The organism is Butyrivibrio proteoclasticus B316 (assembly GCF_000145035.1).
GTDB classification, from domain to species: Bacteria; Bacillota; Clostridia; order Lachnospirales; family Lachnospiraceae; genus Butyrivibrio; species Butyrivibrio proteoclasticus.
This window is the reverse complement of sequence record NC_014387.1, coordinates 2,305,163-2,330,974: the sequence shown is the minus strand read 5'-3', so window position 1 is coordinate 2,330,974 and position 25,812 is coordinate 2,305,163. Positions and strand designations below refer to the sequence as shown.

Annotated in this window: 22 protein-coding genes; 21 read left to right on the top strand and 1 reads right to left on the bottom strand. The window is 36.3% G+C overall.

The window, feature by feature from the left end; genetic code table 11:
• The first annotated feature begins 19 nt into the window (after positions 1-19).
• Both BPR_RS09680 and BPR_RS09675 read left to right on the top strand, forming a co-directional pair.
• Complete coding sequence (locus BPR_RS09680; RefSeq protein WP_013281298.1) at positions 20-1,720, top strand: ATP-dependent nuclease; 1,701 nt, start codon at positions 20-22, stop codon at positions 1,718-1,720.
• Positions 1,704-3,515 carry a UvrD-helicase domain-containing protein gene (locus BPR_RS09675; RefSeq protein ID WP_013281297.1) on the top strand — a complete coding sequence of 604 codons (1,812 nt, stop codon included), beginning with the start codon at positions 1,704-1,706 and terminating at the stop codon, positions 3,513-3,515. Before BPR_RS09680 ends, BPR_RS09675 begins: the two co-directional genes overlap by 17 nt.
• Before the next feature lie 144 nt (positions 3,516-3,659).
• Here BPR_RS09675 and BPR_RS09670 read toward each other — a convergent pair whose 3' ends face one another.
• A complete protein-coding gene (locus BPR_RS09670; RefSeq protein WP_013281296.1) occupies positions 3,660-7,130 on the bottom strand; it encodes a metallophosphoesterase in 3,471 nt (1,156 codons plus the stop codon).
• A gap of 185 nt (positions 7,131-7,315) precedes the next feature.
• Here BPR_RS09670 and BPR_RS09665 point away from each other — a divergent pair, with 185 nt between their 5' ends.
• The 19 genes from BPR_RS09665 to BPR_RS09575 all read left to right on the top strand — a co-directional run bounded on the left by BPR_RS09665 (position 7,316) and on the right by BPR_RS09575 (position 25,603).
• The gene (locus BPR_RS09665; protein WP_042256879.1) at positions 7,316-9,097 is read left to right on the top strand and encodes a DUF4365 domain-containing protein; all 1,782 of its coding nucleotides are present in this window, start codon (positions 7,316-7,318) and stop codon (positions 9,095-9,097) included.
• 85 nt (positions 9,098-9,182) lie between these two features.
• Positions 9,183-9,767, top strand: a complete 585-nt coding sequence (locus tag BPR_RS09660; protein WP_042256878.1) for a hypothetical protein — start codon at positions 9,183-9,185, stop codon at positions 9,765-9,767.
• 27 nt (positions 9,768-9,794) lie between these two features.
• Positions 9,795-10,838, top strand: coding sequence for a DUF4298 domain-containing protein (locus BPR_RS20390; protein ID WP_013281293.1), 1,044 nt, complete (start codon positions 9,795-9,797; stop codon positions 10,836-10,838).
• Positions 10,839-11,243: 405 nt separating this feature from the next.
• Positions 11,244-12,686 carry a DUF6020 family protein gene (locus tag BPR_RS09650; protein WP_207636471.1) on the top strand — a complete coding sequence of 481 codons (1,443 nt, stop codon included), beginning with the start codon at positions 11,244-11,246 and terminating at the stop codon, positions 12,684-12,686.
• A complete protein-coding gene (gene hxsD, locus BPR_RS09645) occupies positions 12,676-13,023 on the top strand; it encodes a His-Xaa-Ser system protein HxsD (protein ID WP_242662151.1) in 348 nt (115 codons plus the stop codon). Before BPR_RS09650 ends, hxsD begins: the two co-directional genes overlap by 11 nt.
• Entirely contained in the window at positions 13,016-13,219 is a 204-nt protein-coding gene (locus tag BPR_RS21105) for an HxsD-like protein (RefSeq protein ID WP_042256876.1), read from the top strand. The genes hxsD and BPR_RS21105 overlap by 8 nt, the downstream gene beginning before the upstream one ends.
• On the top strand, positions 13,216-14,247 hold the full coding sequence (locus BPR_RS09635; protein WP_013281290.1) for a hypothetical protein: 1,032 nt from the start codon (positions 13,216-13,218) through the stop codon (positions 14,245-14,247). Before BPR_RS21105 ends, BPR_RS09635 begins: the two co-directional genes overlap by 4 nt.
• Positions 14,237-15,337, top strand: a complete 1,101-nt coding sequence (gene hxsC, locus BPR_RS09630; RefSeq protein ID WP_013281289.1) for a His-Xaa-Ser system radical SAM maturase HxsC — start codon at positions 14,237-14,239, stop codon at positions 15,335-15,337. The genes BPR_RS09635 and hxsC overlap by 11 nt, the downstream gene beginning before the upstream one ends.
• A complete protein-coding gene (hxsB, locus tag BPR_RS09625) occupies positions 15,334-16,734 on the top strand; it encodes a His-Xaa-Ser system radical SAM maturase HxsB (RefSeq protein WP_013281288.1) in 1,401 nt (466 codons plus the stop codon). The genes hxsC and hxsB overlap by 4 nt, the downstream gene beginning before the upstream one ends.
• Entirely contained in the window at positions 16,727-18,091 is a 1,365-nt protein-coding gene (locus BPR_RS09620) for a hypothetical protein (protein WP_013281287.1), read from the top strand. The genes hxsB and BPR_RS09620 overlap by 8 nt, the downstream gene beginning before the upstream one ends.
• On the top strand, positions 18,084-18,761 hold the full coding sequence (gene hxsA3, locus BPR_RS09615; RefSeq protein WP_013281286.1) for a His-Xaa-Ser repeat protein HxsA3: 678 nt from the start codon (positions 18,084-18,086) through the stop codon (positions 18,759-18,761). Before BPR_RS09620 ends, hxsA3 begins: the two co-directional genes overlap by 8 nt.
• A gap of 11 nt (positions 18,762-18,772) precedes the next feature.
• Entirely contained in the window at positions 18,773-19,903 is a 1,131-nt protein-coding gene (locus tag BPR_RS19815) for a 5-bromo-4-chloroindolyl phosphate hydrolysis family protein (RefSeq protein ID WP_013281285.1), read from the top strand.
• Positions 19,904-19,920: 17 nt separating this feature from the next.
• Positions 19,921-20,832, top strand: coding sequence for a toxic anion resistance protein (locus BPR_RS09605; RefSeq protein WP_143754284.1), 912 nt, complete (start codon positions 19,921-19,923; stop codon positions 20,830-20,832).
• 15 nt (positions 20,833-20,847) lie between these two features.
• A complete protein-coding gene (locus tag BPR_RS09600) occupies positions 20,848-22,020 on the top strand; it encodes a toxic anion resistance protein (protein WP_013281283.1) in 1,173 nt (390 codons plus the stop codon).
• A gap of 56 nt (positions 22,021-22,076) precedes the next feature.
• A complete protein-coding gene (locus BPR_RS09595; protein WP_013281282.1) occupies positions 22,077-22,646 on the top strand; it encodes a rhomboid family intramembrane serine protease in 570 nt (189 codons plus the stop codon).
• A 152-nt stretch (positions 22,647-22,798) separates the two neighbouring features.
• Complete coding sequence (locus BPR_RS09590) at positions 22,799-23,749, top strand: DNA/RNA non-specific endonuclease (RefSeq protein ID WP_042257848.1); 951 nt, start codon at positions 22,799-22,801, stop codon at positions 23,747-23,749.
• A 237-nt stretch (positions 23,750-23,986) separates the two neighbouring features.
• Positions 23,987-24,466 (top strand): Lrp/AsnC family transcriptional regulator, encoded by a 480-nt coding sequence (locus BPR_RS09585; protein ID WP_013281280.1) that lies wholly within the window; start codon positions 23,987-23,989, stop codon positions 24,464-24,466.
• Positions 24,426-24,803 carry a DNA-directed RNA polymerase subunit alpha C-terminal domain-containing protein gene (locus BPR_RS09580; protein WP_013281279.1) on the top strand — a complete coding sequence of 126 codons (378 nt, stop codon included), beginning with the start codon at positions 24,426-24,428 and terminating at the stop codon, positions 24,801-24,803. Before BPR_RS09585 ends, BPR_RS09580 begins: the two co-directional genes overlap by 41 nt.
• Positions 24,804-24,817: 14 nt before the next feature.
• Positions 24,818-25,603, top strand: coding sequence for an ADP-ribosylglycohydrolase family protein (locus tag BPR_RS09575; protein WP_013281278.1), 786 nt, complete (start codon positions 24,818-24,820; stop codon positions 25,601-25,603).
• Positions 25,604-25,812: the final 209 nt, after the last annotated feature.

Below are 25,812 nucleotides of genomic sequence, written 5' to 3'. Positions count from 1 at the left end.
GGAGGTATATATTCAAACTATGCAACTGACATATGTAGAAATTCAAAACTATAGAAATTTAGGGAATCTTGAACTATCGATTAATAGGGACATTAGTTTTATTGTTGGAGAAAACAATATTGGAAAATCTAATTTTCAGAAATGCTTGTCAAATATTTTCCTTTGTAAGCAGTTCTCTAAGGATGATTTTTTTGATGAGACATTGCCAATCAAGGTGAAGTTTCGCTTATTTTTAAATTATGAGGAAATTGGATTATTTGATGATTTAACTGATCCAGATGATGAATCAAGTATAGAAATTATTGCAGAGCAATCAACTCCGGATGACTACATTCAGTATGTTCATTCTCAAACGGGAGAGGCAGTAAAAAATTCTTTGATTAAACGAATGAATGTTATTACATATGATTCTTTGCGTAATCCTAAAAATGAGATAGATTTCTCGAAGACAAAGGGAGCAGGTGCATTTTTAAACTATTTGGTTTCAAACTATGTTTGCAAGAATCCGGAGGTTGGTTTTTATAAAAAAAATGAATTAAAAAAGGTTCAGAAAAGTGTTTCGGATGCACTTAGTGGAATCAGCGCATTTGATAGATTTAATATTCAGCCTAGTGTTGAGGAGAATAATGTGGAACTGCTATCCAAGATTGTCTCTTTGAAAGATGGTAATGGTGTAAATGTACAATCTGATGGATATGGCGTGCAATATAACTTGCTTATAATATTAGCGTTGCTTGAAAAGATAATGGATTTTTGCAAATCGAAAAGTGATGATGAAACATCGTTTTCTTCGCTCATAATCCTCGATGAACCAGAAATTCATTTGCATCCCTATTTACAGAGAACATTGATTGCAGATATTCAACGCCTTTCTAAAGGGCAGGATGAAAAATTTAATGCATTGTTGAGAAAACAATTTGGCATAACGGAGATAAAGGCACAGATTATAATAACGACGCATTCGCCTAATATTTTGTTTGATGACTACCATAAGATTATACGTATGTATAAACATGATGGAAAGACAACGGCGGTTTCGTGCTCTAATCTGACGCTTTCAGAAAGTGAAGAAAAGCAGCTGTATGCACAGTTCATGTATATAAAAGAGGCTGTTTTTTCAAAGGCAGCGATAATTGTTGAAGGAGAATCTGAGTATTCCTCTTTTGGATTATTTGCCAAAAAAATGGGAGTCGATTTTGACAGAGAGGGAATAGCTTTAATAAAAGCGGGCGGAGCAGAATCAATTAAACCGATAATGGCAATGCTTGATAAGCTAGGAATCTCTTCTGTAGGGGTCATTGATAAAGATAAAAAAATTGAAAAGAATCTTCCGACTCAGGAAAATCTGTTTTATACAACAACCATGTGTTTTGACAGTGAAATCGTAAAATATTTGATTAAAAGCAGGAAAAGGACTGCTCTAGAAAAAATAATAACGGATACAAATCTAAATGGATTAACTAAGAAGTTTCAGAAGAAAAATCTTCAGAAAAAGGCAGATAAATTTAAATTCAAAGGACTTGTTATTGATAGAGATATTGCGATAAATGAGTGTACGGAATACACAAAAATGTATGAATTGTTATGTGTGACATTCTTTGCGAATGAGAAGGGAATATTGTTTGGCAGAACAATAGCTGAGAATATTGATAAGGCTGATATTCCACCATGCTATAAAAGAGCAGTTAAGAAGGTGAGCGAGTATGCTAGAGCTAATTAAAAAAAAGATTTCTGAGACACATGGAAGTGATGAAAAGCAGCTTGATATTATTTTTTCTGATGCGGACAGAATAATTGTTGAGGCTCCTGCGGGATGTGGAAAAACTACAACACTTGTCAGCAAAATAGCATATATGATTGCTACTAAATCATTTCCTCAAAACAAAAAGGTTTTGGCGCTTACATTCAGCGTAAATGCAGCTTATAAAATGAAAAAAGATCTGGCTGATAAACTTCCGGAGATGGGATTATTAGATATTCGCGAACCGGCAGATTTAAACCGAAGAATGTTTATTTCGAATTATCATGGTTTGTGTAGACGAATTTTATCGTTATACGGTTATCTAATAAATCCTGCTTTAAAGGAAATAAATATGTTTAAGGCAATTGGAGAATCGGATGCTAAATTTGATGAATTTTTATCCGGAGAAGAGATTGATTTATCTGAAGCTCAATTGGAAATCGTAAAAAAATTTGGACAGGCTGTTTCTGAATGTGATGAAGAAACGTTAAAAAACAGTTTAAATCAGTATAATGAAATATTGATTTTGAAGTTTATTGAGAAAAAAGTCATAACATATAATGGTTATATTTCATTGACAATGTATTTACTTGAAAAGAACAAAGAATTACTGAATTTTTATCAAAAACTCTTTCCCGTTGTTGTCATAGATGAGTTTCAGGATACCAATTATTTAAGCTGGTGTTTTGTTAAAAATCTTATAAACGATAAAACAAAATTATTTTTCGTGGGCGATCCGCTTCAAAGAATATATGGCTTTATTGGGGCCGTTCCTAAGTTGATGGATATGGCGGCTTATGAGTTGAATATGGTGCAGATGAAGTTGGAGAAGAATTATAGGTTTAAAGATAATTTGAGCATGTTGAGTTTAGACAAAAATATTAGATCTAATGCTTTGAATTGTAAGGCTCCAATAATTTATAATGATTCAATTGTAAATCTTCATATATCAGATTCGCACGAAAAAGAATGTGAATGGATAGCAGATAATGTAGCAAGTTTATTAAAAAATGACAGTGATCAGAAAACGTCTATATTAGTTCAACAACGCGGAGCAGGTATAGACATGATAATGGAGGAATTTGATCAACGCAATATATCGTATTTCTATGCACTTTTTACAGATGACGATGAAACTTATGTGTCGTATCATTTTGATGCACTTGAAGTTTTTCGAAAACAAATTGATAGAAGTCGTTACCATAGGGTGTCAAAGAGTGTATTAGATAGAACTTTATCAGAGATAGGTTCCTACTATATTGGTAGTTCATCTAAAGTGATTGCATCATTGATAGATCTGACACAGGCTTTTTTTGAAAAAATCATAGGAGAGTATGCGTTTTTAAGCGATGATGAAAAATATACATTTATTTGTGATACTTTTGAAAACCGCGCATTAAAACAGAACATGGATGCAATTGACGCTAGAGTATTTGTGTCTACTGTTCATGGAGCTAAGGGGCTTGAATGGGAAAATGTAATTATTCCAGATATGGAACCTTATTGCTTTCCAAACTATTATTCGCTGTGCGGAAATTGTGATTTTAATACTGGAAGGTTTTCTTCGGGAAATTATTGCAAAATCAATATAAACAATCATGATATAGATGAGTTCCTAGAGGAGCTAAGCGTTTTTTATGTTGCGGTTACTAGAGCTCGAAAGAATCTACTCTTTTCTGCTTCAAAGAGTAGATATAATAATGATGGTGCAAGAAAAAGCTCAAAAGTCAGTTGCTTATTGACACTTCCTGGGATAAAACCGCAATTGGTTTGAATCAGAAACGGCTAAAATAGTATAGAAGGAAAAAGAAAAACAGTTTCACATATTGCAAACATTATGCAATATAAATATAAGCATGACAAGATAAAGTGCCTGTCATATGAAGTTTAAAATTGGCAGGCACTTTTTCTCAGAAAACTAATCTTTACAGTGCGCAATCTTACCTTCTCTGAATTTGTCTCTTCTTTTATGCTTTCTTATAAGACCGTCTTCAAACTGGATAGTTATGTCATTGCAGCCAAAATCCTCAATTACAGTGGCTTTCATTCCGCAATTCATCATTTGTGTTTTTCCTAAATAGGATGATTTGTGGTATTGCTTGTGATCATGGCTTTTTTTGTCTTTTGGAGGCTTTTCAATATTTGGATTCCATATTGAGCTAGTTGAAAAGGCGTATTTGCTTACATGTTCAACAATGGTGCCATCATCAAACTTAACGGAAATGTCATTATAATTCTTATATTCAATTATTGTAGCGTTCATGCCGCAGGTCATCATTTTTACGGTACCGATTGCAGCAGATCTGTATTCGTTAGACTTTGGCTTTTCTGGAATGGCAACCAAATTTGGAGAGTTATCATACCATGTACTTAATATATTGGAGTTAAGCTTTTGCATTTTTCGCAGTTCACGTGAGGCTTTGTAGATATCTGTACTTGTGTATAATTTGGGCTTAACCATAAGTTCTGCATTGTTAACGGGCTTAAGTATGATTGAGGTTATATTTTTATCAGTTATAAGCTCATTATACTTTGAATAAAGATCTGGACATTTATCGCAGAGTAGTGAAGGAAAATTAGGATAAACATATTTCAAAACCATATCAATGGCATAATATGGAGTTATTGATAAATCGATTGGGTTTATGTATAGATGGTTATAAGCAATTGTTCTCCATCCATCTTCATCAATGGTTCCATCTATATCTATTATTGCTCCATGAATGCGTCCATTTCCGCCGAGCTTTCGAATTTCTTCAGAAATTTGCTTTTGAAGCTGTTGAAATTTCATTAACGGGGTTTTAATATAATCTATCTCGGCAGCCATATTTTGATAGTAATACTCAATATTTTTGTGAGACAAAGAGCATAATGCTCCGCCATTAAGCATTGTTAGCTTGCCATTCTTATTCTCGTGTATAAAGCAATAGTATCCATTTTTTTTGAGCATATAGAGCTTATTGATTTCTCTGTTATATGTAATGGCTATATTTTTCCCCCGGTAGAACTCGATATACTCATTTCTTGTTATCTCGTATATACCGTCATCATAATCCACAAACCAATCATAGGTGTCATCTACAAGGAAATACTTTAGCCGTGGTCGATCGTTATAATACCCAACCTGATTGTCTGCGTAGAGACGCCTAGAGCCATCGTCATAAAATGCGTTTTTATGACTATGACCACAGACATAAACGTAATTATCATGTAGCTCATAATTATTGGCCCATTCTGATATTCCCATGTGAGTAAAAACTATAACTTTTCTGTCACCCAAGGCTTCGATAACATGGTCATATAGATTTCGGAAATTTGATGATAATTCTATTTCCTGAGCTCTTGTCACAGTGTTTCTGTAAATGCCGTAATTGGCATTAAATTCTTCATTACATCCGGCAAATCCTATGCCTCCAAACAGTACAAGACGGGCCTTTCTTACTTTTTGTCTAATGTTATCATTACCGGATTTAAGAATCTCATCTTTGCTTATATATGAAATATTGTCGTGGTTTTCTATGTAGAGTATTTCATCGTGTAATAGGAACATCTTTTGCTTCGATAGAACATCTCGGTATTGCTGAATAATATCTGTTAGTTTCGTTCCAAAATAGTTCCAGAGCTCATGATTTCCGAGAATAAATATAACGTTAACATCATATGAGTTTTCATCTAAAGTACGTCTAAGTAATTGAACAAAAAGTTCAAAAACAGCGAACTCAGAGGAAATATCACCGCCAATAAGGATTGTGCTACACCCAGACCAGAAGACAGGCACAAAAGTTTCTAACATATTATCAATAAATCTTTGGATGATACAGATAGCATCAGCAGAAGACTTTGCTTTTTTACGAATCAAAGTATGAACAATATGTAAATCAGAGATATAGTAAACCTTGTTGTCAGAAATTTCGTTATCACCTACAGGGATAGCAGCTTCTGGATGGTCATCGTTGAGAATAAGAGCTGTGGATTTTTCGTTATCAATTACGTAAGGAAAATCATGAGGAACAACCTTAATTATATCTTGGGCTTTATAAGAAATACCTAGCGATTCAGAAACTTCGCTGGTTAATAATGCTTCGCTAAAGTTTATTGTATTTGTGGACGGTAAGTTTTTTAATCCATCGCAGTATATTAGATCAGCAAAAGAAAGGTCACTCTTGACAAAGAAAAGAAAATCAAAGAAATATCTGAATGTCTTCTTTCCATGGAAGAGAGTGGCATTGTTTTCGTTTTTCCAGTAAACATTTATAGTGAAACAATCTCTGATACGGTCATATTTTTTTGTGACGATTTTCTTTAGGAAATTAATATCTTCCACGGGCATTATTGTGTTTTCATTTGTTTTAAAAGAACTATCAATGCAGATGCCACGAGCATTTAAAAGATTGCAATCCGAAAGGTCGTTATTAAGATGCATAGTGAATGATTGAAAATCCTCAAAATATCTGTATAAAGAAGCACATGGATAGGAGGATTTACTATTGTTAATATGATAGTCAGTTCTTATGCAAAAATAATGAGTGTTTTTATCAAAGTATTTTGATTCGGAAGTATAATAACCATTTTCTTCCAATATCTTTATGTAAGTTTTAAATTGGGATTTATGTCTTTTACAGGTGGATTTTGCACCGAGTGTATATGCGTAAGACGCTAATAGTCTATCGTGAGGAAACAGAAACGGAAGGGCATCTTCAATTGTACCGGCAGGATAATACCCGGAATTAACAAAATCCATAATGACATCAAAGGGAATGTTATCAACATCTCCTTTTGAAAAAATATAATTCCACAAATAGAAAGACTCATCAGTCTTGTCAGTAGACTTTTTGTGTCTCTCATTTATTTGAAATAATTGCTCGCTGGTATTGCAAGCATTATATTTTTTAATCCATCTACGTATGTTAGTTTTATTTTTGTCTATTTGTTCATAGTTATCATTATTAGACCGAATGGCCTCAGGAATACTGTTATCAAGGTTTTCATCAGTTAATGCGATAAAATTCATTTTGGCTATATCAAGTTTGTATTTTTTTATGTCTTTAACTGAAAATGTGTAGCCATAATAGCATGCTTGATCATATACTTTGCCATCTATAAAGAGATAGTATTCATCAAAGCAGGCAAACGTAGTTGTTAATATTTTCTGGATAATTTCATCATCAAAAGGGTCTCTTTTATTTACGAGTTCATTTACGAAGAAGTTTTGCCTAATAACATCAAAGCCTCTGGTACTGATTACTCTCATTTTTGCTTTGCGCTCAGCTATTATAACAGCAGCATTATTACGAAATTCTTCAGGAATATCGAAGTGATCAACGATTTCTCTTTTTCTGATTTCTTTAACTATTTTTTTGATTTCAGCTTTAACGGGGGTGTTTTCCATATGAGACCTCATTCAAGGATTAAACATAACTGGCTTATGATATTGCTTCACTGTATATTTTACCGCTAAAGAATAGATGAACAGATAGGTTATAAGATTTTTTATTGATATTTAATATGTTCTTAATGCATATACGTATTGGAGATATAATTAATCTGTTAGGGGATTCAGAGGAGGTAACAGATTTGGATGTTGAAAAAATAGCAGTATCAGTAGTAATGAACAGCATAGCTATGACTGATATACTATCGCCGTTCATAAATAGCGGGGATAAGGAACCATCGTGGGATGGAAATATTTATATTCATTCAGATCATAATAAGACAAAAAAAGACATAAAAAAGATCCCGGTTCAAGTAAAAGGAGAAATAAGAAAAAGTGTTCCTCCAAAGAAGAAGCCAAAGTTCTCAGTGTCTGTTGTTGACCTGAATAATTGGTTAAACCATGGTGGGATAGTTCTGTTTGTTGTATTGACCGATGAAACAGGAAGCAACAATGCTATATATTATGATTCACTGTTGCCAGTAAAAATTCGAGCTTTAGAAAAAATTTCCCAGGGGAAGAAGAACATTAGTATTCCGCTAAAGGAATTTTCTACTGATAGTAACAAAAAGGTTGAGGTAATGCTTAACTTTCATGAGAATATGCTTAAACAGTCCAGTTTTACTAAGGCGAATTTACAGACGATGGATGAGTGGGTCCAAAAAGGAGGCCTGGAAAACATTACGTTTACTGTTGCCGCTTACGGCAAACAAAATGAAATAAAAGATTTTGACGCAGTGCTATTACGAAACGATTTGTATATGTATGCAAATGTCAAAGACATGCCTATTCCAATACCGTTGCCAGAGATACCAATGGATATACATATTGCCAGAGATTATTTCTATAATGTACAGGTAAAGGGCCATATATTCTATAAATCATATAGTATTGTAAAACATAAAAATGGGATGGATGTCCATATTGGGAAAGGTACTGTTCTTAGGATAACAGAAAATGCCAAGAAGGCGGAACTCTCATTCAGAGCGCGTGGAACATTGTCTGAATGTATTCATGATACAGAATTTATTATTAGTGTCATGGAAAATCTTGAACTGACGGTAAATGGAGCAACTATTAGGTTTGCAAATAGTGGAAGAAATGATGCAGAGCAATATAGGAATAATCTTGAGTACTATAAAGATGTACAGGCTATGCTGAATAAGTTTGGTGTCAATAAAGAACTTCTATGCGATAACTTGTCTGATCGTGATCAAAACAATCTTCATAATTTTACATTGGCAATGGTTAAAGAAACTAATATCGTATTTCCTGGTGCAACAAATGGCATTATATATGGTCGTTTTGTTATTGCTAACCTAGTGCTACTAATATGGGCGACGAAAATAAATGAAAAAGAGTACAAGCTTGATAGTTTTTTTGGTGACCACAAATTGGCTGTATTTGAAGATGAAAATCATTCTGGTGGTCCACATGCTATAACTCATTACGCTATGCTCAGAAAGCAAGATTTTATTGAAGCCAGCAATATTGATTATGAGAAAATTGCTGAAGATTTGAATCAAAATGAAGTGTGTCCGGTAGTTGTTGAGCAGCTAACATTCTTTATGTTGGAAATGCTTAAAGCATATGATGAGCAGGAGGAAAAGAAGCAAGAGCTTCTTCATGCAGCGGAGAAATACTGTGATTGGCTCATAGACAATGAGGAAGGTACAAATGATAATATGATTCTGAATAAACTTCAGATAGTAAGGCGTAGTAGAGAATTGAGCGATAGTGAAATGGGCATATTATCTGAATTGAGCAATTCTAATAAAGAACTTGCTGTAAAATGTGGAGCGAACCTTTTGCTTGGGAAAAATGAGGAGGCTCAAAGGTGTTTCGATAAAATGGATCAACAGGATCAAGATGCCTTTATTCAATACCCAATATGTAATTTGGGGCATTTGAGCTATGAAGAATAGGAGGTATAAGATTATTTGATGCTTATACCAGGCTTGATCATGCGCCGAAAAATTTGAGAATTCAAAGAATTAGAGGGGACTATTGGTGGACAATCATAATGCGATAATAAATGATAAGTCTAGTGCAAGAAGATATATGCTAGACACAAATGTTTTTAGCCATATGACGGAGGAAAATATAGGGTTCTTAGAAGATTCCATATTAAAAGGATTTACATATTATTCTAGTAGTATTCAAGAAATGGAGGCTGCAGGGTTTGGGGCGAAAAATAGAGGAGAAGATTCGAAGTTTAATACTAGTGAAATATCCAATTCAGAAGAGAGCATGAATCGCCTGATAGCTGTCTATAAGAGGTTAAACATAGAATCTGTCTCAACCATTGCCACTCTTTTAGATAGACAAACAAAAGTAGATGGAACTCAACGGTTTGCTTCAAGAGATAAAAATGAAGGGATAGAATTACTTGAAGAGATTCAAGGGAAAAAGAAGAATACATCGAAATATCCTTACTTTCATTATCATGACGCAATATTGGCAGAGGCTACAGTTCATCATAACTGCTATTTGGTGACTGATGATAAAAGCTTTATGAAGTCGTTTAATGATAAGTTTCCAGGAAAAGCAATGGATTTAAATGGATTGCTGAATGCTGTGAAAAATGCTGTTTGAAGTTATATGCGAAGGAGAAGTGGTAAAATGAGCAAGGATTTTAAGCATATTTCTGATATGGAGAAGATCTTTGACGAGGTTCTGGATGCTCAAGATTATTTGGATAAGGCTATTGAGAAGTATAAGAAGCTGCAGCCAAAGGTCCAGAAGCTTGATAAGTACTATTCCAGCAAACAATGGAAAGATGATTTTGCCGCTGACGAGAGAGGCGAGATTCCTGTAAGCATGAAGCGGGGAGTTCTTTCTGAGGACGGCATCTATAACATGCTTGAGCGGGACAAGGAAATTTTGGAGATGTTGGGCGAATCGGTAGAAGAATCTCCGGAATCAAAGAAGAAGCTAACTTATCATGAGGTTGTTAAGAAAGCCCAGGCGGCAGCAAAGTTACGTGGCGAGTATGGCAATAAGAACGTCAGGCTTTACCCGTGCAAAACTTGGCTTAATGGCGATCAGATCAATCTTTGGACTTATTGGCAGGGGCATCAATACAAGGATATTGATGAAAAGGGCGTAGATATCCTGCTTGTTGGTCAGGACTGGGGGAATCCCGAAAAGGACGATAAGACAATTGCTAGGATAGAGGCTATTCAGACCGGCAAGAGTGATTCTTTTTACAATGATCATGCAAGTATTACTGATAAGAATCTAAAAGTGCTGTTTAAATGCCTTGGTTGCGATATTGAGAAAGCTGATCCAGGACAGCGATTGTTTTTTACTAATTATTCGTTGGGATACAGAAAAGGCAGTGAGCAGGGCGGAATGACTAGGACTTTGCTTCGGGAGGACGAAAGATTTTTTGATGATCTTGTTTTATCATTAAATCCAAAGATTATTATTTGCCTGGGAAAGATTACTTATGAAGCTGTTACCAGAGAAAAGGCATCGGGATTTGTTGAGCAGTTGAGAACAGGAAAGCCATTGGTCGCACCTTCTCCCGTTTGTAAGAAAATTAAGGTATACGGTGTTGCACATTGTGGTGCTCTAGGAGCAAATAATGTTGGCGGAATGCCTATTATGATTAAGACGTGGAAAGCTATTGCGAAGGATTATCATAAGATATGTGGAAAATGAACTGATTATATTAATACGATTTATTAGAGAAGATAGGAAACATTGGTATCAGGTACTTTTATATTGACGAGTTTGTAAGCAATTAGAAGAAATAATACGCTATGATATTGACCACATGAAACGAGGCCAAATGAGGACAGAGGGAAAAAGTAAGGTTAATGACATGCGCAAAATAATGCCAATTAATATAATGATAAATGGTATAATCAAAAGAGGGGACATAGTCCCCTCTTTTGATTTTATTTTGGAGTTGTAAATAAAGTGAGTAAGTATCTAGATTGCTTAAGAGTGGCTATAGATGATAAAGGAAAACTTATAACTTGGATATTGTCATCAATCTTTATTGGGATAACCTTATCCTTTAATTTGGTACCCAATTATACGTATATCTGGGTATTTCCTTTGATGGTAATAATTGTATTCCTTTTCTTGACTTATCTTTGCTCTGCATTTAATGATTCGGGAAGTATTTCTGTTAATCGGAATAATACCGGGGATATCATAACTGGAATAGTAACTACGGTTATGGTTTTGCTCGGGAATATAGCATATTGGCTAGCGTATTATCCCGGGGGATTCAACCTTGATGCACTTGGGCAATGGGATCAAGCACATGGATATTGGGAATTGGATAATTGGCATCCGATAATTACCACAATTATATATTGGGGCCTTACAAGGATTTCTGATACTTTAGCTTTCTGTATTTTTTCACAGATACTTCTATTTTCGCTTGTGTTTGGAGTCTTTATGTATAACCTCACTAAGCTGGGAATTAGCAGAGGGCTATTGATTGTTATTTCCGCTTGCGTAGCAATAAATCCAGCAGTTTGCATGAACAATGTATGTCTGATAAAAGATGTTTATTTTACGATTGGAGTAATGTGGCTTAGTGTTTTGCTGGCTAAGATTTATGCATCGGACGGATACTGGATAGATAAGTGGCGGAATATTGCGCATATTGTTATTGCATCTGTATTTGTAATGTTGACCCGACATAATGGTTTTTTGTTCGTCTTTCCGATGTTTGTGATGCTTCTCGTTAACTATAGGGAAAAGTTTAAGAGACTTCTTTTTTCACTGATATTCACAGTAGTTGGTCTGGCTTTGATAGTTGGGCCGGTATTTGAGATTGCACATGTTAGAAGACACGAAAATGTTCTGGGGGAAATTATTGGCATTCCAATGGGGGCAATGGTTAATGCTTATGTAAATGATTATGATAATACCCCTGAAGAAGTTAAAAATCTTCTTGAAACAATTGCAGAAAGAGAAATATGGAATAAGTCTTATAGAACAGGAGAATGGGATTCATGTAAATGGGACATGGATACAGACATTATTTTGCAAGAAACCGGATTGAAAAATATTTTAAGAATGTTTTTTGATACGGCTAAAGCATATCCGGAGGCAGTATTTCAATCTGTCAGAGAAAATACTCGTATTGTATGGCAGCTTGTAGGAAGAATAAAGTGGGCACCCTGGGTATATATTGAATCGCCTAATGAGTACGAAATAAAAGAAAACCATGTGCCAGTTGCTGAGAGTATTGTTGGTAAGATTATAAAAAAGAGTTATAGTATTGAACTTGCGCCATTTATATGGGAGATAGGCATACAACTTACACTATTGTCTATATGTGGAGCACTGATTTCAGCTGCGGGATCCAGTAAGGGACATGTTTTCTTGGTGCCGGTTTTCACCTATGCAATAGGTACTATGTTGTTATTAAGTGGTCCTAATTATAGATACTTTTATTATATTTCAGTTATTGAATTACCTTTTTTGGCGATTCTATTAACAGATCTATTTAAGAAAAGGGAAACTAATGGAAAAAATGAGATTTAATAAGGAATTGTATTCTCATGTTGCGCTAATAAAGGCTGCGTACAATTACACTGACAGGGCTTATGTACATCTTGATTCTGATAACAACTACTATTATGTAGAAATAGAAGCTAAGCGAGAAGGGCAAAATGTTAGTGAAAAAGAATTTATGAACGAACTTTTGGCTCAAAGTGCCAGACACGAAGTATACAAGCAAACAAAAGAAATTCGTGAGCTGTTATTGGCGAGAGCAATGGCAACGAGCGTGATAACAGACGAGGCTTTTATCGTTGGAGATATAGAGGAAAACTATTCAGAAGATGAAATTCTAAAGGATTGGTTTGCAGATAATGAGTGAACATGTTTTCAAACTAGACATTTATTCAAGAGAGAATATTGAAAAAACAATAAGCGTATATAAGCCATTTACCCAAGTCGAGAAGACAGAACAAGATGATTCGGTCATCCTTAGGTTTGAAAAGTGTAAGTATTCTGAGGAGCAGACTGTAAAGGAATTCGAAAACTATTTAATAGGTTTAGAGAGCACAAAATGATCGTAGTCGAAATAATTATGATAATTACAATGCTGCTGCTAGGGATAAGTGCAGCTGCGACTGATATAAGGGATGGTCTTGTTTATAACAGAAGTTTGGCCATATTTGGAGCATGCGGAATTGTTGAAAATGCTATTTATTATATTCTGTTTGTTAATGACTTGTTTTGGGTATACATAGTAAATTTTTCGTTGGTAGCAGTTATTAGTTTACTTTTGTTCTATACCCATTCATTTGCCGGAGGGGATTGCAAGCTGGTTATAGTGATGGCAATGCTGTATCCTTCAAGATTGTACTTGGAATATGGCAGATTTAATATTTCCCTATTTATTGCAGTGGGACTAGCGATTTTTTTTGGATACATCTATTTGGTTATTACTTCATTTATCGCAGTTATAGATGGGAAAAACAAGGTTACAAAAGGATATTTTATCAGCAGCATTATTGGCTTTGTCAAAAACTTTGCAGTGGCAACTACATATATAGTATTCATTGGAATGTTATCATCTATCTTTAACACGCATTCATTGATTCAAGAATGGATTGTAAGGATAATGTGTATCGCTGTTGCTTGGTATAGCAGCCGATTGAAGCTATTTAAAAAATGGTACGTATTAGGCCCAGTACTTGTTGTCGATATCTTAATGTGCTTTTATTTCAGAGTGTTTCCGCTGGGTAAAAGTATGGATACATACTTGATGATTATTATCCTTCTTGTGTGTCAGATAACAGTTAGAACAAACTTCTATGATGAAATTAGTCTTGAGAAATTAAAAAAAGGAATGATTCTATCCATGGGCTGTTCGGTATTAATGCAGAATTCTAGAGTCAGGGGATTGCCGGGGATTTCTACTGAGGATTTAAAAAGCCGATTAACCCAAGAGCAAGTGGAAAGTATAAAGCGTTGGGCTGAAGGAAAAAAAATCAATGAGTTAACCATAGTGAAAAAAATTCCATTTGCGGTTTTTATTCTATTGGGATTTTCATTTTATCTAATGATGTGGGGATTTGCTAATTATGCGATTTAAAGGGTATTCGCTGAATTTTAGAATAGTTTCATTGGCTTTGGATGATATTACTAAAGATGATCTTACGAGAGAAGAAGTAACCCTTATTTATCTTTGTGAAGATAAGGTGTTTTTGCTTCCTGACAATATAGAGCTTTTTCCTGATGAGGACGTCTTGAATAGATTGAGAGACTGTAGTAATTACGATGTATTTGAGATATGGCCAAATGGGACAGTGCATCAAAGGTATAGCGAGAATTCAACAGACAATTTTTTGTTTATAACTGGGAGATGCAATTCCAACTGTATAATGTGCCCTTCTCCTGAAGTTACAAGAAAAAATGTTAATGATTCACCTATAGATGACTTGATCGAATTAGTTAATCATATTCCGAGTAATACTCCGCATTTAACCATAACTGGAGGAGAACCATTTATGGCAGGAGAGAAGATATTTGATTTGTTGGATGTCTGTAGAAACAAGTTTAAAAGGACGCAGTTTCTTGTTTTGAGCAACGGACGTATTTTTTCAAGTAATAATTATTTAGAACGATTTCTTGAAACGGCTCCGGACAACATTATTGTAGCAATACCAATTCATGCTTCTTATAAGGAATTACATGATGAGATTACAAGGGTAGAAGGGAGTTTTAATCAAACAATTACAGGAATAAAAAAATTACTGGCAAATGGGATCGGCGTTGAAGTTAGAGTGGTCTTAAGTAGGTTGAATATCGCGGATTTTGACAACATAGCAGAGCTCATTATTTCAGAGATTCCTGGAATAGAATATGTGAGCATAATTGCAATGGAGATGACAGGTAATGCATACAAGAACCGGGATTATGTATGGATTTCATATAAAGAATCTATTATGAAAGCCACTTCGGGAATACTTAAGATGATAAGAGAAGGTGTTAGTGTCAGATTATATAATTTTCCGCTGTGCACAGTTGATAAGAAACTATGGAACTTATGTGAAAAGAGTATTTCACCTGGAAAAATTCGCTATGATGTCAAATGCGATAATTGCTCTTACAAGAGCGCATGTGGAGGCGTGTTTGCAGGAACTATTGGAATTGTAAAGGATGAGCTGGAACCGATAATATGAGATTGAACTATTTCAACTTTAAAGAATATGACGGGAAATACCTTATAACGAATGATTTCGGTAACTATGCATTTCTGGATACACAAGAGTTTAAAAGGCTTTTGAAAGATAAGGCTGTATCCAATCCGGTTCTTAGTGCCGAGTTGCTGGATAAGAAGTTTATTTATGAGGAATCTGATCTCCTGTTTTTGCAAAAGAACAGGATGGCAATAAGAGAAACCAGAGGTTATGTTGCACTGGCAACGTCTTTGCATATTTTTGTAGTTACAACAGCATGCAATATGAGTTGTGTATATTGCCAGGCAAATAATGGGAAAAACTGCTCAAATCTTTTTATGACTAGGGATATAGCAGAAAGAGCAGTAGAAATAGCTTTGGAGTCTCCTACAAGATGCTTGAGTTTTGAATTTCAAGGTGGAGAACCGTTGCTGAATTTTGATGTAATAAAGTATATAGTTGAAATTGCCGAAAAAGATAAGGGAGACCATGAGATTAATTATAATGTGGTGTCAAATCTTACCCTATTGACTGATGAGATGGTTGATTTTTTCAAGGAGCATGACTTTGGCGTCTCAACATCGCTAGATGGATCTGAAGAAGTCCATAATAACAATAGGCGGTTGTCAGATGGATCGGGTACTTATGGCAAGGTCGTGGAATCGTTGGGAAAACTTAGAAGTGCAGGACTTCATGTTGGTGCTATAGAAACGACAACACGAAAGGCCCTTACCCATGCAAAAGAAGTAGTTGAGGGATATCTGAATCTAGGGTTTGACAGTATTTTTATCAGACCACTAACTCCGCTTGGAAGAGCGGCCATTAAGTGGGATGAAATTGGCTATACGCCAGAAGAGTTTCTGGAATTTTATGCTAATGTCATGGACGAATTGATAGAGATTAACAAAAATGGCAGATATATGCGAGAAGATCACAGCTCAATATTTCTAGAAAAGATGCATGGATATATGGTTAATTACATGGAACTTAGATCTCCATGCGGGGCTGGAATTGGGCAACTGGCCTATTATGCAGATGGCAATATATATACATGTGATGAAGCGAGAATGGTCTCTGAAATGGGAGATAAGTCGTTTCTTCTTGGGAGTGTTTTTGAAAACTCATATTCAGAAGTGATTAAGAATGGTACATGTAAAGCAGTATGCGCTGCTAGCATTTTGGAGACAATACCATCTTGCTGTGACTGCGCATATCAGCCATATTGTGGCGTTTGTCCAGTGGTTAACTATGCATTACAAGGAGACGTTATTGAAAAATATCCTAGAGGATATAGATGTAAGATTAATTCAGGAATATTGGATTATTTATTTGGAATTATCAAATCTGATAATAAGGACTCGATAGAAGTCCTTGAATCATGGAGTAATTTAGATGGCTGATCTAAGTAAGAAAAAGGCTGAGAGAGTATTTGTGGATCGACTGGAAGATGGAAGCATTGTTAAGTCAGAAATAAGACCTGCGATTGCCTATCAGTTAGCTATGCAGAAGAGTAGGAAAGGCACTATACGAAATATGGTGGCGATATTGATTGCAGAAGCAATTATCGCTGCTGTTTTGGTGGCCACAATTAGTGATAACGCGTTCAACACAAGGTTTTTTCGCGAAATTGAAATAAGAAGAACTGGAGAGATTGGATTATCTACAGGCAAATATACCGGAGAAACTGATTTTGGATATTTCTTTGGAAAGGGACATTTTTCTTTTAATACCGGAGCCTCATACGAGGGCAACTGGAGCAATAACCAGCTTAGTGGTATAGGAGAACTCAAAGTGCCTTCGGAAGGTACTTATAATGGTGAGTTTTCTGGATCAATGAAATCTGGCAGCGGTACATTCACTTGGGATGATGGCGATATCTACGATGGAGAGTGGAAAGACGACCAGATGAATGGTCAAGGAAAGTATACTTCCTCAGAAGCCGTAGTATATGAAGGTACCTTTAAAGAAAATCAGTTTTTTGAAGGGAAATGTTCATTTTCTAATTCGACAGGAAAGTATAACGTTAGTTTTAAAAATGGAAGTCCTAATAGTGCTAAGATTCAATTCTCTGATGGCTCTTCATATGATGGGGGAGTGAGTACTGATTCAATAACTGGATCGGGGAAAATGACTCTTGCTAATGGTGAGGAGTATTCTGGCGACTTTACTTCAGGTAAAAGAGGCGGCAAGGGAAAATATAGCTGGTCTTCCGGAGCGCTTTATGATGGAGAGTGGAAGGATGACCAGATGTCTGGCACAGGAGTTTATACATACGCTGATGGCAGTAAAGCTAATGGTACATTTGAAAAAAATGAATTTGTGAATGGCTCATATTATACGAAGAACGATTTTGGAGAATATACATTCACCATTACTGATAAAGTACCTACGGCGGTGAATATGACGTTGGAGGGTGGAACCACATATATTGGAGATATATCTGATGGGAAACTCACCGGCCAAGCTGACATAGGTTACTCAAATGGAGATAAGTATAGCGGAAAAGTTTCAGAGGGACAGAAAGATGGTACAGGCACCTATAAATGGGCAAGCGGCTCATCATATGATGGCGCATGGAGTGAAGATCAGATGAATGGCAATGGAACATATATGTATTCAAAATCAGAGGATGGCTACAAGCTTATTGGTAAATTTGAGAATGGAAAGCCAACTGGTCAGTGTGAGTACTACACTGATGCGTCAACCCACTATAAAACGGATTGGTCAAATGGAAAGTGTGTAAAAATATATGAATGATATGGACGAGCTGTTTCCACAGTTTCAAAGAAGCATAGAAAATTTGATAGAAGATGAGGAAGGCAATATTCCTGGAAAAAAGCTTTTAATGCTTGGAACCATGGTCGTGATACTTGGAAGTATTATGTCTATGGATGTTTTTGCTGGACATAGATCCCATAGATCTCACAGTTCGCACAGATCCAGTAGAGGTCACAGCTCTCACGGCTCTCATTCTAATCATGGGTCGAGTACACATGGTAGTAGTCATGAAAGCCATCAGAGTCATCAAAGTCACCAGAGCAGAACAAACCACTCTTCTGGTTCAAAACATAAGTCACATATTTCTCACGTATCACATTCAAACACAACAACTCGGAGCATGCCTACTCATTCAAGCCATACTTCACATTCAAACACAACAGCACATTCAAACTCCAAGTATAGTGCGGAAGGAGATGTAAAGTATACTGCACCAGCAGCTTCAAAAGTTCCAACAATAACAACGCCAGTTGTAAAGACAACTGAAGACATGTTTAAGCTACCAGATGTAAATGAAAATATTGAAATGCCCAATGGAACACCAACTTCTGGAATAATGGCTTCCATGGAGATGCCGTCATCAAGTACGGGTTCAGATATGGATTTGGGAGATGTAAATACACCATCAAGTACTGATAAGGTTCAGTAGGATAGATTAAAATGGGAAAATTAGACTTTTTGTTTTCTAAGTTTAAAAAAGAAAAAAATGTAGTAGATTCGCAGTTTGTTTCGGAAACTAGTCTGGATATTCTGGAACAGGCTGAGCGTGCGGCCAATATAGTGAATGAAGGAATAAAGAGTGGAGACTTATCGGGCGTTTGCGAGAAACTAGAGGAATTGCCAAGTGCTAATAATCAAAGAGAGCAGTTTGTTTTTGATGCGCCTCCTGTGGATATATATTATTGGATAATTGCTTTATTTGGTGTTACAGCTGCGGCGTTTTTCTATTTTGTTTTTATTGGAGCAGGAACAATGGCTTTATCTTCACAATTTAGGGCCATTGGAAGTGGAATACTTGTGGGCGCACTTTTAGTAATAGCATTCAATATCTTGGTCTCATATCGTGCATTCCTTAGGATAAAGTTTTTTAAAAGATACAGTCAATATCTGGGTATTCTTAAGCATAAAAATGTTGGGCTGGTAGACGATTTAGCTGCGTATGTTGGAGGAGATGCAGAATGCGTTATTAAAGATTTGAAATTATCTGTTAAGAAGGGAATGATTCCGCAAGGTCATTTTGGCAAGGATGACATCTTCTTCATGGTTTCTGACGAAGTTTATGATAAGTATTTGGAAAAGAAAGCGGTATATGATAGATATTATAAAAAGCTTTCTGAAGAGAGAATGAGGATGAAAGAACGACCGGAGGAAATAGCAAAAATCTTAAATGCCGGTCAAAGTTATGTTGAAAAAATAAAGGAATATAATGATATCATCAAGGATAATTCCATATCTGAGAAACTATATCGTATGGAAGACATCGTCAAAATGATATTTCATGAGGTGGATATTAATCCAGCTAATGCTGACAAGCTCGGAATGTTCATGAACTATTATTTGCCTACTACGGAAAAACTGTTGGAGGCATATATTGATCTGAACGAGAAAACAGATAAGGGCCTCAGCGCATATAAAATGAAAAAGGATATAGATTCGACTTTGGATACTATAAACAAATCCTTTGAAGGAATTCTAGATCAGTTTTATCAAGAACAAGAAATGGATATTATTAGTGATATTTCTGCAATGGAAGTGATGATGGCTCAGGAAGGGTTACAAGATGAAGATTGATTGAGGGAGAGCTAGGTGTGAGTAATAGTTTGACGGAAAGCATTGCTCAAATGAAAGGGCAATTAATTGTGGGCAATCATGATTCGATAACGCTGTATGGAGCAAGCATACAGACCAAGGTAGCAGATACTTCCAAAAGTATTTCGGAATTAATCATACACAGCAACGATGAGCTGGAAGACTTGCTTCATGAGATAACGGAAGAACTGAACGATTTTCAACTAAACAAGGAACCGTCTGGTATTGCTAAGCTTTTTGTTGGTCGAAAGAAAAGAAATATCAGGAAACAATATTTTGATATCTTGGCGTTTTTGGATAAAGCCACATTGGCTATGAAGTTGCAAGAAGCTCAACTTATCAAGGACTGTAAGTTGATAGAAATGATAATTGCAAATTTAAATAGTTATTCAGATAATCTGGGAAGCCTTATTTCTGACGCTGAGATTGTTTTACATAATAAGAATGCTCCAGATGCGAATATAGAGAATGAAGCAGATATAGAAAAATGGTTTAACAGATTGTCAGGAAGAATTGAGGATCTCAAAATTACGGATACTATTTCGAAACAGAACATTGTTCAGATGGAGATGATGCTAGACAATAACAGGATGATCATTGACAAGATACTATTTGCTATAACGGGAACCATCCCAACGTGGAGAAATCAAATTACGATTCTTCTTGGTATGGATAAGATAAATGAAAATATGGCTGCTCAGCAGAGTGTGATGAATACCACTGCGGATTATCTTACGGAGAAACAAAAAGAAATAAGGAAAGACATTCGGAAATTGAAGGATGCGAAAGATATTGATTATGAAAAGCTTAAAAATGTTAATATGAAATTGGAAGAAGCAATCAGTGCTTTGGTAAAGTTAGAGGAAAAGGACAAAGAAATAAAAAACGAATTGAGAATTGAAGGTCTTTAAAGGAGGGCTTTATCAATGAGTGAACAGGAAAACAGAAAAATCACACTAACACTTGATCCTGATAATGCTACGGATACCATACTTGCAGAAGCGCCTACAATGAAAAGTGTTGCTGCGAATATCGATACAGATTCATCTACAGAGTTCAGTGCCGGAACTGTAGATGAAAGTATGTTGTCAGAAGAAGAACGGGAACAGGTTGAGACATTTGCAAGGGAGATTGATATTGCAAACGTTGATCAGGTGGTAAGGTATGGTGAAGCTGCTCAAAAGAATATTTCTGATTTTTCTGTTTCTATATTGAAGAAGGTTAAAACCCAGGACCTTGGAGAAATAGGAGATTCTTTAAAAGAGCTTACTGTGGCCATAGATGCAACTACAGAGCCTGAGAAAAAGGGATTATTAGGTGTTTTCCAAAAAGCGAAGCGTGGAATTGGCTCAATTCAGGCTAATTATGCAAAGGCTGAGAGCAATGTAGATAAAATTGAAAAAGATCTGATTAAGCATAAGGAAGTATTGATTCAGGATATATCTATGTATCAGCAGATGTATGAGCTTAATACTGAGTACTATAAGCAACTGACAATGTATATTATTGCCGGGAAAAAGGCGTTGGATGCAGCTGAAAAGGGGAAGCTTTTAGAACTTAAGGAAAAGGCTGAGACATCTGGAAAACAAGAAGATACCCAGGCATACAATGATTTTAAGGAATTATGCCATAGGTTTTCCAAGAAGATTTCAGATCTTGAGACAACTAGAATGATTTCTATTCAGGCAGCACCTCAAGTAAGGATGATTCAAAACAATGACCGAATGCTTATGGATGAATTGCAGGCATCACTGTCAAATACTATTCCTACATGGAGGAATCAGCTTGTAATATCTCTAGGGCTTGAGCATTCCAAGAGAGCTTTAGAGGCTCAGTCGACACTTAGAGAAAAGACAAATGAATTGTTGGCGAAGAATTCAGAAACGCTGAAGATGGCTACGATAGAATCAGCTAAGGAAGCGGAGAGGCCTATTGTTGATGTTGAGACATTACAAAAGTGCAATAGGGATCTTATCACTTCTATTAACGAAGTGGTCAAAATTCATGAGCAAGGAACAATGAAGAGAGAACAGGCTCGTGAACAGCTGGTAAAGATGGAAGAGGATTTGAAACAGGCCATGCTTGAAGCGCGAAGGTAAACAATATGCTGGAGATGTCAGATTGTCACATCTCCAGTATTTATTTGAGGAAGAATATGAAGCTTAAGATAACATTTAATGCCCCTGTAGTGTTAGGATTTATTATCATTTGTTTTTTGGCTACGATACTAAATTACATTACAGCCGGAACCAGTAATAAAGTGGTTTTCATGACATATCATTCATCATTGGCAAGCCCCATGACGTATATAAGGTTCTTTACTCATGTTGTGGGACATGATGGATGGAGCCATTTTATCGGAAATGCAGCTTATATTTTGCTTTTGGGGCCTATGCTTGAAGAAAAATATGGATCTGGAATGATGGTAAAAATCATAATAATTACTGCACTGATTACCGGGATAGTCAATTATTTGTTCTTTTGGAATTCTGCTTTATGCGGAGCCAGTGGAGTGGTTTTTGCTTTTATAGTACTAACGTCCTTTACTGGATTTAAACAGGGAGAAATCCCGCTGACGTTTATTTTGGTTGCCATGATATTTATTGGGCAACAGATTTTTGAGGGAATAACAGTCAGAGATAACATTTCAAACATGGCACATATCGTAGGTGGTATAGTTGGAGCGGTTACTGGCTACAACCTAAACAAAAGGCCTCGGAGATGAGCGCAAACAAAAGAATCAGTCATTGCTTGTGATTATGAAATATAGTTTCTGAAATAGGCATCTTTAATATTGTTTTAATAGTAGCCAATAATATATGAGCATATAATAAGGTCGAAGTAGGATGTAATTTATTGGCTTTTGGTATCGATTCTATGAACAAGAAAACTAATTTGAAAAATAGAATAGTGGTGTTTTCTTGCATTATCGTTTTGGGACTATTCCTAGGGCTTTCTTTTCGTATCAGTACTTGTGCGCAGGATGCAATTCCTCAATACAGTGGGAAAGCTTCAGTGACTGTTAATAAGAATAAACCTCAGTTTAGTAAGAAAGAGATTACAAGTAGTTCTTATGAAAAATATGGAGATTTAGACAAGCTGGGAAGATGTACGCCAGCAATTGCATGTATTGGACAGGACTTAATGCCTACAGAGGATAGAGAGTCTATAGGAATGATTAAACCAACGGGGTGGAATCAAAATAAGTATCCAGGACTGGTTGATTCCGAACCACCGTACTTGTTCAATAGATGTCACATGATAGGATTCCAGTTAACTGGTGAGAACGCAAACGAGAAAAACCTTATCACAGGAACTCGGTATATGAATGTAGAGGGAATGCTCCCTTATGAAAATGAGGTCGCAGATTATATTCATAGTACCGGTAATCATGTAATGTACAGAGTTAGCCCGATGTTTGAGGGCAGTAATCTTCTATGTAGTGGCGTTCAAATCGAAGCGTTATCAGTGGAAGACAATGGCAAGGGTATTAGCTTTAATGTTTACTGTTATAATGTGCAGCCCGGAGTGGTTATAGATTATGCTACAGGTGATAATGAAATAGACAAAAGCTATAATACTGGAGATTTTGCTATAACTGGTGGTAATAATGGCAATACGATGGATAGATCAATGCCAGGAGCCAATAATACTGGAGTGATTCCTGCTGGTACAACTTATGTGGTAAATAAGAACACAAAGAAATTTCATCTGCCTTCATGTGGCAGTGTTACAGATATGAAAGAAAAGAATAAGCTCTATTATGAAGGGCCACGAGAAGAACTTATTGATCAGGGATATGATCCATGTAAGAGATGTAATCCATAAATTGGCATTAATGATGGCTTTAATGTATGGGATTTACGAGGATTATGTAAAAACTTTACGCAGATTATACAAGGGAAAAACGAAGGGAAAATCGAGGGAAAATCGATTATTATGTTATAATTGGTTACGAAACGAAACTAAAAAGTTACGATTCGTAACCTTTTCTATTGCGTAAATTTTTGTGTCTGAATATAATCAGCGTAATCAGAGTCGACTACTGATAAGGAGCAAAAAAACATGGATGAAAAAGATAAGCAGATTTTGAATTTGATCAAAGGCAATGCTCGTATGAGCTATCAGGAAATTGGAGATAAGCTTGAGATATCAAGAGTGGCAGCCAAGAAGAGGGTGAAAAAGCTAGAGGAAGAGGGAATCATCCGTCAGTACAACACCTACATTAAGCGCGATGATGAGATCACTATGCTGATTGATATTATCACCACACCTGATGGCTTTGACAGAGTACTGGATTATGTGGCTACCAGAACTGAGGACGTGAGACAGATCTTTACCACTATGAAAGAGCATCATATTCACATTGTCGCTGTATCTACTTCATCCCAGAAAATCAATTACATGGCCAAGATAATCAAGAAGGCTTGCATAAATGATATTGAAGAATATCATGCTCGCACTGTCCGAGAGATTATCAAGGATGTTTATGGAGGAATTGAATATGAGCGAAAATCAGAGTCAGGCACTGTCACAGATAATTGAGCAGATAACCGGGGATCACGTATATGAGAAGAAAGGCAGCAGGTTCTTTTTCAAGATATATCTTAATTCTCAGATGAGTGAGACACCGATTGAATCTTTAGAGCTGGGGGTGAGAGCCTATAACAGTTTGAAAAGAGCTGGTTACAGCACTATTGGAGAACTGGCAGAGTCAATCGCTTCCGGAACGGAAATCAGCAAGATTAGAAACTGCGGCACCAAGAGCTGCAGAGAAATAATGGAGAAGCTCTTTTTATACCAGTACAGCGCACTTCCCAAGGAAAAGAGAGCAAAGTACATCCTGGAAGTAGTGCAGATGAATGCAGAGAGAAAGAACTAAGGGAGGGCTTAACTATGGCAATTAAAGGAGCAGTTCTTGGAGATATATTGGGAGCGCAGTACGAGTTTGACAGGCCCAAGGATCTGGACTGGGAGCATGTAGCTCTTTTGTCTGATCAGGGCGTTGGTTTTACTGATGATTCCGTAATGAGCCTTGCTATTAAGAAGGCCCTTGTAGAGGGTAAAGATCTTGTTGAGACCATGGTGAGTGTTGGACGAGAGTATCCTTTCTGTGGCTATGGCGGACGGTTTTATAACTGGATCAATGGTGAGAGCCACGAGTCCTATAATAGCTGGGGAAATGGTTCTGCCATGAGGGTGTCTTTTGTTGGAGAGTATTACGAAGACTATGCAGAGATGCAGAAAATGGCTGAGGCTACAGCAGTGGTTTCCCATAATCACCCTGAAGGAGTCAAGGGAGCTGTTGTAACTGCAACCTGTGTCTGGATGGCTCGACACGGTAAGAGCAAGCAGGAGATTTATGACTATGTGCTGACCCAGTATCCAAAGGAGAGTTACGAGTCCAGCATTGGCTATAGTCTTGATGAAATCAGACCTCGCTATGTGTGGACTGAGAGCTGCCAGGGCTCAGTCCCTGCGGCTATGAGATGCTTTTACGAGAGTAGAGACTACGAGTCATTCCTTCGAAATGTCTTTTCCCTGGAATGTGATTCAGACACCTTCGGAGCAATTGCTGGAGGTGTGGCTGAAGAGTTCTATAAGGGCTTTGGCGATATCGATGCCGAAGGGCTTTTGAAGACATATTTGACACCGGAGCTGTATGAGATTCTAGTAATGTAATTGGAGATATATCTTTTGATCTTAAAAGAGATAGAAAGATTGATGAATGTGATTTTTGATTATGGTTTTGATTTAAACGTAGTACGGAGAGCTAACCAAGAATATGGCCGCTCTCCGTTTTCTTATGAATGTAGGATACACTCCTACATGAAGGTGAGTAAATCATAACATTGTTTCATTGAAAAAAATATGTATATAAAATTAAATTT

Coding starts and splice junctions, on each gene's coding strand:
- BPR_RS09595 (WP_013281282.1), top strand. CDS start 22,077: ATGAAGCTTAAGATAACATTTAATGCCCCTGTAGTGTTAGGATTTATT.
- hxsB (WP_013281288.1), top strand. CDS start 15,334: ATGAGATTGAACTATTTCAACTTTAAAGAATATGACGGGAAATACCTT.
- BPR_RS09580 (WP_013281279.1), top strand. CDS start 24,426: ATGAGCGAAAATCAGAGTCAGGCACTGTCACAGATAATTGAGCAGATA.
- BPR_RS09670 (WP_013281296.1), bottom strand. CDS start 7,130: ATGGAAAACACCCCCGTTAAAGCTGAAATCAAAAAAATAGTTAAAGAA.
- BPR_RS09590 (WP_042257848.1), top strand. CDS start 22,799: ATGAACAAGAAAACTAATTTGAAAAATAGAATAGTGGTGTTTTCTTGC.
- BPR_RS19815 (WP_013281285.1), top strand. CDS start 18,773: ATGGGAAAATTAGACTTTTTGTTTTCTAAGTTTAAAAAAGAAAAAAAT.
- BPR_RS09635 (WP_013281290.1), top strand. CDS start 13,216: ATGATCGTAGTCGAAATAATTATGATAATTACAATGCTGCTGCTAGGG.
- hxsC (WP_013281289.1), top strand. CDS start 14,237: ATGCGATTTAAAGGGTATTCGCTGAATTTTAGAATAGTTTCATTGGCT.
- BPR_RS09585 (WP_013281280.1), top strand. CDS start 23,987: ATGGATGAAAAAGATAAGCAGATTTTGAATTTGATCAAAGGCAATGCT.
- hxsD (WP_242662151.1), top strand. CDS start 12,676: ATGAGATTTAATAAGGAATTGTATTCTCATGTTGCGCTAATAAAGGCT.
- BPR_RS21105 (WP_042256876.1), top strand. CDS start 13,016: ATGAGTGAACATGTTTTCAAACTAGACATTTATTCAAGAGAGAATATT.
- BPR_RS20390 (WP_013281293.1), top strand. CDS start 9,795: ATGAGCAAGGATTTTAAGCATATTTCTGATATGGAGAAGATCTTTGAC.
- BPR_RS09575 (WP_013281278.1), top strand. CDS start 24,818: ATGGCAATTAAAGGAGCAGTTCTTGGAGATATATTGGGAGCGCAGTAC.
- BPR_RS09675 (WP_013281297.1), top strand. CDS start 1,704: ATGCTAGAGCTAATTAAAAAAAAGATTTCTGAGACACATGGAAGTGAT.
- BPR_RS09650 (WP_207636471.1), top strand. CDS start 11,244: ATGGTAATAATTGTATTCCTTTTCTTGACTTATCTTTGCTCTGCATTT.
- BPR_RS09620 (WP_013281287.1), top strand. CDS start 16,727: ATGGCTGATCTAAGTAAGAAAAAGGCTGAGAGAGTATTTGTGGATCGA.
- hxsA3 (WP_013281286.1), top strand. CDS start 18,084: ATGAATGATATGGACGAGCTGTTTCCACAGTTTCAAAGAAGCATAGAA.
- BPR_RS09680 (WP_013281298.1), top strand. CDS start 20: ATGCAACTGACATATGTAGAAATTCAAAACTATAGAAATTTAGGGAAT.
- BPR_RS09600 (WP_013281283.1), top strand. CDS start 20,848: ATGAGTGAACAGGAAAACAGAAAAATCACACTAACACTTGATCCTGAT.